This window comes from Streptomyces sp. NPDC014864, from assembly GCF_043081525.1.
GTDB lineage: Bacteria > Actinomycetota > Actinomycetes > Streptomycetales > Streptomycetaceae > Streptomyces.
The window spans coordinates 1-10,662 of record NZ_JBIBWT010000039.1 but is presented as its reverse complement, the minus strand read 5'-3'; the positions used below and the strand labels follow the sequence as shown (position 1 = coordinate 10,662).

Below are 10,662 nucleotides of genomic sequence, written 5' to 3'. Positions count from 1 at the left end.
TTGCTGGTGCAGATGTCGCAATCCACACCAGGCCAGAGGGCCCTCACCCATTTCAAGATCTCTCAGCCGAGACCTGCGTCACCAACCTCCGTGGATAGAACATCTAGAGCTACGGATCAGAAGGTTGCAGGTTCGAATCCTGCCGAGTGCACACAGATCAGAGGCCCCGGAGAGATCCGGGGCCTCTGGCGTTCCACGGGCGTACAGCGGGGAATTGCGGCGACCGTGTCAACCGCTGGCGCCCATCGCGTCGGACAGCTTGCCCGGTGTTCGGCGGCGGGATGACCCGGAGGCCGGCACGACGAGCCCGCAGCCGCACGGCCGATCCTTCACAGTCGTTCGTACAGTGGCGCGCTCCACCTGGACGCCAGGGACCACGCCCGCTCCACGGTGTGCGGGTCGACGGCGGAGGGGATGGGCGCTGGGGTGAGTGGCGCGCGAAGTTGTGGACGTGGTTGAGCATTGACCGTTGACCGGCCGGCCCATCTCAGCGGGCACCCGGGCGAGGAGGACAGCCGTATGACCATCTTTCGCTGTGTGAACTGCCGGCAGCCTCTAACCAGCGAGGTGACGCCAGGAGAACCTCTGAGAGGTCCCGAGCGGCCGCCTGGCAACGAGGTCGCTCCGCCCCGGATGGCCCCAGGAACCTTCAAGGTCAATTTCGATGCCGGCCTTCTGATCTTTCACCCGGACGACGTTCCAGGGACCGCGTTTCACCCCGATCCTCGGCGTCTCGGTGGTTGCTGCGGGCCCGCTGGCCAAGACGGCCCCAACCTCGTCTGTATCGGCTGCGGCGTCGAAGTCGCGACGAAGGAGTCGGATTGCTGGACCGATAACCTCGTGGCACTGATCGCCGCCGCGGCAACTGAAGAGCCAAAGGTTCTGTAGGGCCGCAGAAGGGACACGGCCGTCGACGCCGAACAGATCGGACGCCGGGGTGATCATTCCGGCTTCGGCCAGGACGACGACCCAGCGGCAAGGCAGCACGCAGCGACGGAAGTCTGGCCAAATCGGCTCCGGGGACCGCTCCGTACAGCGCGCGGCGAGGGGGCGACATGGTCGATCAGAAGCACAGACCAGAGGCCCCGCCGGTTCTTCCGGCGGGGCCCCTGACGTCAGCGCTTGTCAGTGGGTGCCTCTACCGTGGGAGCGATGGCACGGGCGTGGGAGTGTGCGGGGCTGCGGTGGACGGCGGGCGGTCCCGTGCTGGCGTGGCACGGCGGGCGCACGAGTGCGCTGTCGTGGGGGAAGCGGGTGGCCTTCGAGGTCGTGGAAGGGGGAGTGCGGACCTGCGTGGGGGCGCGGGGGCACGCGTGTCCCGCGCGGGCGGCCGTACCGGGGCGGAGCACCGGCGCGCGGTGCGAGGAGTGCGCGTGGCTGGACCGGGCGCACTCCGTGGCCGCCGACACGATCGCGGACGACCCACGGCCGTACCACGTGTACCTGGCCTGGTTCGGGCCCGGCATGGTCAAGGTCGGGATCACCGCGCTGGAGCGGGGACCGGCTCGGCTGCTGGAGCAGGGCGCGGTCTGCTTCACCTGGCTAGGTGCCGGGCCCTTGATGGCCGCGCGCCGCGCCGAGGAGCTGCTGCGCGCCGCGCTCGGCGTCCCGGACCGCGTTCCGTACGCCGAGAAGCGTGCCGTCCGGTCCGCGCTGCCCGCGACGGCGGCGGAGCGCGCGGCCGAAGTGGCGGACCTGCACGGCCGGGCCGTGGCGCTCGGTGGCTGGCCGCAGTCGCTGGAGCGGGAGCCGTTCCGGCCCGTCGATCACGCCGCCGCCTTCGGCCTGCCGGGGCTGCCCGCCGCCGTGGGCGAGGTGCGCGAACTCGTCGCCGGGGGCGTGGTGAGCGGTGAGCTGGTCGCGGCCGCCGGACCGGATCTGCACCTGGCGACGGAGGCGGGGGCGGTGGTGCTGGACACCCGGCTGATGACCGGGTGGGCGCTCGGGCCGGCCGTCGGCCGGGGACTCACCGTGCCACTAAGGGAGTTCAGGGAGCCGCCCGGAGTGCAGGACGGGTTGTTCTGAGGCGGCCCCGGGTGCGCGGCGTGTGCCGAGGGCGGTCTCCGCGCACGGGAGGCTGGACGTCGTGCGGCGCCAGGCCTCATCGTGGGCGGTATGAGTGATCAACGCACGGCACGGGCCGGGCACTCCGCCGAGGTGCGGGCGTTCTGGGAGCGGCTCGGGCTGCCGGGGCTCGTCGACGTGCACACGCACTTCATGCCCGAGCGGGTGCTGCGCAAGGTCTGGGACTACTTCGACGGGCTCGGCCCCCTCACCGGCGGTGTCGAGTGGCCCATCACCTACCGCGAGGAGGAGGAGCAACGCCTTGCCCACCTGCGCGAGTTCGGCGTCCGCGCCTTCACCGCGATGCTCTACCCGCACAAGCCCGGCATGGCACGGTGGCTGAACGGCTGGGCGGTCGACTTCGCCCGCCGCACACCCGACTGCCTGCACACCTCGACCCTCTTCCCGGAGCCGGGCGTCGAGACGTACGTCCGGGAGGCCGTAGAGGCGGGCGCCCGGGTGTTCAAGGCACACGTCCAGGTGGGGGCGTACGACCCCGCCGACGAACTCCTCGACGCCGCATGGGGATTGCTCGCCGACGCCGGTGTCCCCGTCGTCATTCACTGCGGTTCGGGGCCCGCCCCCGGCAAGCACACCGGGCCGGAGCCGATCGGGCGGGTGCTCGCCCGGCATCCGCGGCTGCGGCTGGTGGTCGCGCACTGCGGGATGCCGGAGTACGAGGACTTCCTCGACCTCGCCGAGCGCTACGGCGAGGTGCGGCTGGACACCACGATGGTGTTCACCGACTTCAGCGAGCGGCTCGCCCCCTTCCCCCGGGGCGCCCTGACCCGGCTGGCCGGCCTCGGCGACCGGGTCCTGCTCGGCTCGGACTTCCCCAACATCCCCTATCCGTACGTCCATCAGCTGCACGCCCTGGAGCGTCTCGGCCTCGGCGACGCCTGGCTGCGGGCGGTGTGCCACGACAACGGGGCGCGGCTCTTCGGGCTGCCCTGAGCCCGCCGGGCACCGGGACGGCAGCCCAGCCGGCCCACCGGCCAGGCGGTTCCCGGGAGTTCCCTGAGCGGCGGCTGTGCGTTTCTCAGGGAAAACACAGACACGTGAAAGCGTGCTCTCAGAGGCCCCCGACAGGGTGTCCACCATGACCACGATCTCGCCACGGGGGCGTACCGAACTGCTGAGGCCGGACGGGAGCCCCGTCCGGGTGCTCGTGGTGGACGACGAGGTGTCGATCACCGAACTGCTGTCGATGGCCCTGCGCTACGAGGGCTGGCAGATCCGCAGCGCGGGCGACGGGCAGGGCGCCGTCCAGGCCGCGCGCGACTTCCGGCCCGACGCCGTCGTCCTCGACATGATGCTGCCCGACATGGACGGTCTCGCCGTCCTCGGGCGGCTGCGCCGCGAGCTGCCCGACGTGCCCGTCCTCTTCCTCACGGCCAAGGACGCGGTGGAGGACCGCATCGCCGGGCTCACCGCCGGCGGGGACGACTACGTCACCAAGCCGTTCAGCCTGGAGGAGGTCGTCGCGCGGCTGCGCGGGCTCATCCGGCGGTCGGGCGCGGCCGACCGCCGCTCCGACTCCGTGCTGGTCGTCGGCGACCTGACCCTGGACGAGGACAGCCACGAGGTGGCGCGGGCCGGGGAGCCCATCCACCTGACGGCGACGGAGTTCGAGCTGCTGCGCTTCCTGATGCGCAACCCGCGGCGGGTGCTGAGCAAGGCGCAGATCCTGGACCGGGTGTGGTCGTACGACTTCGGCGGCCAGGCCAACGTGGTCGAGCTGTACATCTCGTATCTGCGGCGGAAGATCGACGCGGGCCGGGAGCCGATGATCCACACCCGGCGCGGCGCCGGATACCTCATCAAGCCCGCCGTCGCATGAGCGGGCTGCGACGGCCGCGTCCGCGGAAGCGGCGAGCGAGACGGCCGCGCACCCTGCGGACCCGGCTCGTCGTCTCCGCGGTGACCCTGATCGCCGTGGTGTGCACCGTGATCGGCACGGTGACGACCCTGGCGCTCCGGTCCCACCTGTACGACCAGTTGGACGGCAAGGTGCACGAGACCGGGATGCGCGCGGTGGGCGGCCACATGCTGCACCGCCCGGCCGCCCCGGGCTCCGCCCTGCTGCGGAACCCGGCCGGCGGCCCGGACGACATCGCCGTGTCCCCGGGCGACAGGGTGAAGGACCTGCTCACCCTGGGTCCGACACAGCCCCGGACCGTCGCCGCCCTCGTGTGCGACGGCACCATCGTCAGCGCGGCCGTCGCCCGGCAGAGGAACGACGACAACGGCTCCTTCAAGAAGATGGACGCCACCACCCTCACCGCGGCGCAGAAGGCGGCCCTGGCCTCGGTGCCCAGGGACGGCGACGCGCACTCCGTGGACCTTCCCGGTCTGGAGGAGTACCGCGTCGAGTACCTCACCGGCCCGGAGGGCACCGACGCGTACTACGTCGCCCTGCCGACGGCGGACGTCACCGCCACCCTCACCACCCTCGTCCTCGTAGAGATCAGCGTCACCGCCGCCGGGCTGATCGCCGCCTCGCTCGCCGGGGCCGCCATCGTCGGGGTGGCGCTGCGCCCGCTGCGCCGGATCGCCGCCACCGCCACCCGCGTCTCCGAACTGCCGCTGCACACCGGCGAGGTGAACCTCAGCGAACGCGTCCCCGAGGCCCAGACCGACCCGCACACCGAGGTCGGCCAGGTCGGCGCGGCCCTCAACCGGATGCTCGAGCACATCCACGGCGCCCTGCACGCCCGCCAGCGGAGCGAGACGCGGGTACGGCGGTTCGTCGCGGACGCCAGTCACGAACTGCGGACCCCGCTCGCCTCCATCCGCGGGTACGCCGAGCTGACCCGGCGCGGACGCGAGCGGGTCGGCCCCGACACCCGGCACGCGCTGGGCCGGATCGAGTCCGAGGCCGGGCGCATGACGCTGCTCGTCGAGGACCTGCTGCTGCTCGCCCGCCTGGACGCGGGCCGGCCGCTCCAGTTCGAGCAGACCGACCTGGTCCCGCTCGTCGTGGACACCGTCAGCGACGCACGCGCGGCCGGCCGGGACCACGACTGGCGGCTCGACCTGCCCGACGAACCGGCCCTGGTCTCGGCGGACGCGGCCCGGCTGCAACAGGTCCTCGTCAACCTGCTGGCGAACGCGCGCACCCACACACCTCCGGGCACCACCGTGACCGCCCGGCTCCGCCGGCGCGGGACGTGGCTGTGCGCCGACGTCGAGGACGACGGGCCCGGCATCCCCGCCGACCTGCTGCCGCACGTCTTCGAACGGTTCGCGCGCGGCGACTCGGCGCGCTCCCGCGCCACCGGCTCGACGGGTCTGGGTCTGGCCATCGTGCGGGCGGTGGCGGCCGCGCACGGCGGTGCCGTGACCGTCGACAGCGTTCCCGGGCGGACCGTGTTCACCGTGCGGCTGCCCGCGCTCACGGTCGCCCCGCACCCGGGGGCCGCGACCGTCCGGCGAGCGCACTCACAGGCGCGGCACAGCGTCACCACACGGGTGGGACAGGGCACTTGAGAAGAGTCGGTCCCATGCGAACCGACTCTTCTCCCGGCATCCTGCCGGCGCGGGAGCACCTCCCGGCCACAGACGCCGGTACGCCTGTCCTGGACGTAGTGATCCCCGTCTACAACGAGGAGAAGGACCTCCTGCCCTGTGTGCGCAGACTGCACGAGCACCTCACGCGCACCTTCCCGTACGCGTTCCGCATCACGGTCGCGGACAACGCGTCCACGGACACCACCCCGCGGGTGGCGGCGCGGCTGGCGGCGGAGATCGCCGAGGTCGGGTCCGTCCGGCTGGAGCAGAAGGGCCGCGGCCGTGCGCTGCGGACCGTCTGGGCGGCCTCGGACGCGCCGGTCCTCGCGTACATGGACGTCGACCTGTCCACCGACCTCAACGCGCTGCTGCCGCTGGTCGCGCCGCTGATCTCCGGCCACTCCGACCTGGCGATCGGCTCCCGGCTGGCGCGCAGTTCGCGGGTGGTGCGCGGCGCCAAGCGGGAGTTCATCTCCCGCTCGTACAACCTGATCCTGCGCGGCTCGCTGCAGGCCCGCTTCTCCGACGCGCAGTGCGGCTTCAAGGCCATCCGGCGTGACGTGGCGCAGGCGCTGCTGCCGCTGGTGGAGGACACCGGCTGGTTCTTCGACACCGAGATGCTGGTGCTCGCCGAGCGGGCCGGGCTGCGCATCCACGAGGTGCCCGTCGACTGGGTCGACGACCCCGACTCGACGGTGCACCTCGTGCGGACGGCCACGGACGACCTCAAGGGGGTGTGGCGGGTGGGAAGGGCCCTGGCCACCGGCTCCCTGCCGCTGGACCGGGTCACCCGCCCCTTCGGCGACGACCCGCGCGACCGCGACCTGGCCGACGTGCCGGGGGGACTGGCCCGCCAGCTCGTCGGCTTCTGCGTCGTCGGCGGGCTGTCCACCCTGTTCTACCTGCTGCTCTACAGCGTCTTCCGGCAGTTCGCCGGCTCGCAGACCGCCAACGCACTCGCCCTGCTGGTCTCGGCGGTCGCCAACACCGCCGCCAACCGGCGGCTGACCTTCGGGGTGCGCGGCCGCGGCGGCGCCGTCCGCCACCAGGCGCAGGGACTCGTCGTCTTCGCCATCGGTCTCGCGCTGACCAGCGGCTCGCTGGCCGCCCTGAACGCGGCGACCAGCAGCCCGGCGCACTCCACCGAGCTCGCGGTCCTGGTGGCGGCCAACCTCGCGGCGACGGTGCTGCGGTTCCTGCTGTTCCGCGCCTGGGTGTTCCCGGAGCAGCGCGACCAGGGCGCCCGGCCGGCCGCCTCGCACCTCCGGCGCCCGGTAGCTCGCCCCGACCACGACACCGACCACGACACCGGCTTCGACCTCCACCGCCTCCGCGCCGGTGACGTCGCGGACCGCGCCCGGCGCGACGCGACCATGCCCCTGCAGCCGGTGCGTCCGTACGACACGACCCGAGGGACCCGCGATGACCACTGACTACGACCGTCCGAGCGGGCAGGGCGGCACGAGCCCGTCCTCCTGGGGGCCGCCCACGGCCCCTCCCCCGAATCCCCCGCCGACCGACCCGGCCACCGCGTCGACGGACTGCTCCTTGGCGGAGTCCCCCCTACCGCCCTCTCCCTCGTCGGCCTCCGGCTCGACCGGCCTCCCCTCGCCGGGGTCGGGCTCGCCGGTCTCCACCTCGGCCGGGGAGCCGAGGCAGCCCTTCGGGCGCCGGCTGTGGCGCGGCCGCCCCGAGGACCCGCGCTGGGCGCGCCCCGCGTTCCTCGCGCTGCTGCTCGCGACCGCGCTGCTCTGCCTCTGGAACCTGAGCGCCTCCGGCTACGCCAACTCCTTCTACTCGGCGGCCGTCCAGGCGGGCAGTACGTCGTGGAAGGCGATGTTCTTCGGCTCCCTGGACGCGGGCAACGCCATCACCGTCGACAAGCCCCCGGCCGCGCTCTGGCCGATGGCGCTGTCCGTCCGGCTCTTCGGCCTCAGCTCGTGGGCGATCCTCGTCCCCGAGGCCCTCATGGGCGTCCTCACGGTCGCCGTGGTGTACGCGGCCGTGCGCCGCCGGTTCCGACCCGCGGCGGGCCTGATCGCGGGGGCGGTGCTGGCGCTCACCCCCGTCGCGGCGCTGATGTTCCGCTTCAACAACCCGGACGCGCTGCTGGCGCTGCTGATGGCGCTCACCGTGTTCTTCGTGATCCGGGGCTTGGAGGACGGCCGTACCAGGTGGCTGGTGTGGGCGGGTGTCGCGGTCGGCTTCGCCTTCCTGACCAAGACCCTCCAGGCCTTCCTGGTTCTGCCCCCGCTGGCCCTCGTGTACGGCGTCTGCGCGCCGGTGCGGCTGAGGAAGCGGCTGGCACAGCTGGGGCTGGCGACGGTCGCCCTGGTGGTCTCCGGCGGCTGGTGGGTCGCGGTCGTCGAGCTGTGGCCGGCCTCCTCGCGGCCGTACATCGGCGGTTCGCAGAACAACAGCTTTCTGGAGCTGACCTTCGGCTACAACGGCCTCGGCCGCATCAACGGCGACGAGACCGGCAGCGTCGGCGGCGGTGGTGGCGGCCGGGGCAACGGCCTCGGGCGCTGGGAGGAGACCGGCTGGGACCGGATGTTCAACTCCGAGATCGGCGGCCAGATCTCCTGGCTGCTCCCGGCCGCGCTGATCCTGCTGGTTGCCGGACTGGTCCTGACCCTCAGGGCCCGGCGGACCGACCTGGCCCGCGGTTCCTTCCTGGCCTGGGGCGGCTCGCTGCTGATCACCGCGGTCGTCTTCAGCTACATGGCGGGCATCTTCCACCAGTACTACACGGTCGCCCTCGCCCCCTGTATCGCCGCCGTCGTCGGCATGGGCGCGACGACGCTGTGGGAGGAGCGCTCCCGGGCGTGGGCGTCGCTCACCCTCGCGGCCGCCGTCACGGCGACCGCGGCCTGGGGCTACGTCCTGCTCAACCGCACGCCCGACTACCTGCCCTGGCTGAAGTGGCTGGTCCTGGCCGGCGGCCTGAGCGCCGCGCTCGGCCTGATCTTCGCTGCCCGGTTGGGCCGGCGGCTCGCGCTCGCCGCGGTGACCGCGGGCATCGTGACCTCGCTGGCGGGTCCGACCGCGTACACGCTGAGCACGGTGAACTCCGCGCACACCGGTTCCATCCCGACGGCCGGGCCCGCGGGCGCGAGCACGATGGGCTTCGGCGGGCGCGGGCGCGGCCCCGGCGGCTTCCCCGGCGGGGGGATGCCCGGCCGGAACCAGCAGAACGGCAACGGGAACGGCACGGCGCGGGGCCAGGGCCAGGGGCAGGGGCAGGGGCAGAACGGTAACGGCTTCCCGGGCGGCGGGCCGGGGGGTTTGCCCGGCGGAGGTGTGCCGGGCCAGAACCAGGGCCAGGGCCGAAGTCAGGGCCAGGGCCAGGGCCAGGGCCAGAACGGCAACGGCATCGTCGGGGGCGGGCCGCTGGGCGAAGCGGGCCGCACGGGCGGCGGCCCCGGCGGCCTGCTGAACGGGGCGGGGGTCGGCTCCGCGGCCAAGAAGCTGCTGGAGAAGGACGCCTCCCGCTACACCTGGGTCGCCGCCTCCATCGGTTCGCAGAACGCGGCCGCTTACCAGCTCGCCACCGGCGGCCCGGTGATGGCGATCGGCGGCTTCAACGGCACCGACCCGTCCCCGACGCCGGCGCAGTTCCAGAAGTACGTGGCCGCCGGAAGGATCCACTACTTCATCGCGGGCGGTGGCATGGGCGGTGGCATGGGCGGCGACGGCAGCGGCACGTCCGCGCGGATCACCTCCTGGGTCGAGAAGAACTTCAAGAAGGTCACGGCCGGTTCGGCCACCTTCTACGACCTCACACAGCGCACGACCGGTGGCGGCTGACGATCCACGACGGCTGACGATCCGCTCGGGAGACGGGCGGGAGACGCGCGGAAGCTGCGCGGGAGACGGGCGGTGGCCCCGGGCACGTACGCCTCGGGTCCCCGCCCCTTCCGCCGTACGGGAGCGGCGCGCACCGCGCCCGGCCGGTTGGCGGTGTTGTTGCCGCGCGGGACGGAGCGGGCAGACTCGGAAAGGGTGACGGCCCAGGTGGGCGCCCCGCGGAGCCGGCGGTGAGAAGCTGAGGAAGGTGCGCCATGGCGAAGGCAGCCCCGAGGGCCAACGGCGCGGCCCGGACCAGCGTCTGGCTGGAGGGCAGGGCACGCGGCGGGCGCGGGGGCGGGCAGCCCTCCGGACTGGACCGGGACCGGATCACGGCGGCCACGGTCCGCCTGCTGGACGCCGAGGGGCTGAACAGGTTCTCCATGCGCCGCCTCGCCGCCGGGCTGAACGTCACGGCGATGTCCCTGTACTGGTACGTCGACACCAAGGACGACCTGCTCGAACTCGCCCTGGACGCCGCCTTCGGCGAACTGCGGCTGCCCGACGCGGAGGCCGGCGAGGACTGGCGCGACCAGCTGCGCCGGCTCGCCGTGGAGTACCGGTCGCTGCTGGTGCGCCACCCGTGGCTGTCACCGCTCGCCGGGACCTTCCTCAACATCGGCCCCCACGCGCTCGCCTTCTCCGGCACGGTCCAGCGCGTCATCCGCCGCACCGGGCTGCCCGAGCACGCGCTGACCGGGGCGATCTCGGCCGTCTTCCGGTTCGTGTACGGCTACGGGACGATCGAGGGCCACTTCGTCGCCCGCTGCGCCGACGCCGGCATGGCCCCCGACGACTACTTCCGGTATGCCATGAGCGCGGCGACGCGGGTCCCGGACGCCGCCGAGGCCCTTGCGGAATCCGCGAGCCTGTTGGCGGCCCGGGGCGGCGACACGGTCCAGGAGATGCTGGACCGCGACTTCGCCTTCGCCCTGGACCTGCTGGTGGCGGGCATCGAGACGATGGTCCGCCGGGCGACGGCGGGTCGGGCGCCCCGGCCCCCCTCGTCCGGCTAGCCGCGGCCGCCTCGACCGCCCAGCCGCCTCGACCGCCCGGCCGCCTCGACCGCCCGGCCGCCTTGTCCGCCCGGCCCCGCGACCCGGCAGGATCCCCGACCCCGGGCAGGATCCGGAAGAGAGGACCTAGCCCCAATACCGGTGACTTTGGTGGGTTCTGGTCGTTGGGTGGGTTGTGCCAAGGCCGGGTCAGGTGAAGTCGTCGGGGGTTGATCGGTTCTCGGAT

8 protein-coding genes are annotated in these 10,662 nt (G+C 73.2%); all 8 read left to right on the top strand.

Going from position 1 to position 10,662, the window contains the following annotated elements; translation table 11 throughout:
• Window positions 1-519 precede the first annotated feature (519 nt).
• The 8 genes from ACF1A5_RS33500 (at window position 520) to ACF1A5_RS33465 (ending at window position 10,436) form a co-directional block, all read left to right on the top strand.
• Window positions 520-888, top strand: coding sequence for a hypothetical protein (locus tag ACF1A5_RS33500; RefSeq protein ID WP_392196619.1), 369 nt, complete (start codon window positions 520-522; stop codon window positions 886-888).
• A 264-nt stretch (window positions 889-1,152) separates the two neighbouring features.
• Entirely contained in the window at window positions 1,153-2,025 is an 873-nt protein-coding gene (locus ACF1A5_RS33495) for a DUF2797 domain-containing protein (RefSeq protein ID WP_392196618.1), read from the top strand.
• 90 nt (window positions 2,026-2,115) lie between these two features.
• Window positions 2,116-3,018, top strand: coding sequence for an amidohydrolase family protein (locus tag ACF1A5_RS33490; protein ID WP_392196617.1), 903 nt, complete (start codon window positions 2,116-2,118; stop codon window positions 3,016-3,018).
• Window positions 3,019-3,163: 145 nt separating this feature from the next.
• Window positions 3,164-3,904: a response regulator transcription factor gene (locus ACF1A5_RS33485; protein ID WP_392196616.1), complete on the top strand. Its 741-nt coding sequence runs from the start codon at window positions 3,164-3,166 to the stop codon at window positions 3,902-3,904.
• Window positions 3,901-5,553, top strand: coding sequence for a sensor histidine kinase (locus ACF1A5_RS33480; protein WP_392196615.1), 1,653 nt, complete (start codon window positions 3,901-3,903; stop codon window positions 5,551-5,553). Before ACF1A5_RS33485 ends, ACF1A5_RS33480 begins: the two co-directional genes overlap by 4 nt.
• Before the next feature lie 14 nt (window positions 5,554-5,567).
• Complete coding sequence (locus ACF1A5_RS33475) at window positions 5,568-7,007, top strand: glycosyltransferase (protein WP_392196614.1); 1,440 nt, start codon at window positions 5,568-5,570, stop codon at window positions 7,005-7,007.
• Window positions 6,997-9,381 (top strand): glycosyltransferase family 39 protein, encoded by a 2,385-nt coding sequence (locus tag ACF1A5_RS33470; RefSeq protein WP_392196613.1) that lies wholly within the window; start codon window positions 6,997-6,999, stop codon window positions 9,379-9,381. The genes ACF1A5_RS33475 and ACF1A5_RS33470 overlap by 11 nt, the downstream gene beginning before the upstream one ends.
• Before the next feature lie 254 nt (window positions 9,382-9,635).
• A complete protein-coding gene (locus ACF1A5_RS33465) occupies window positions 9,636-10,436 on the top strand; it encodes a TetR/AcrR family transcriptional regulator (RefSeq protein ID WP_392196612.1) in 801 nt (266 codons plus the stop codon).
• Window positions 10,437-10,662 lie beyond the last annotated feature (226 nt).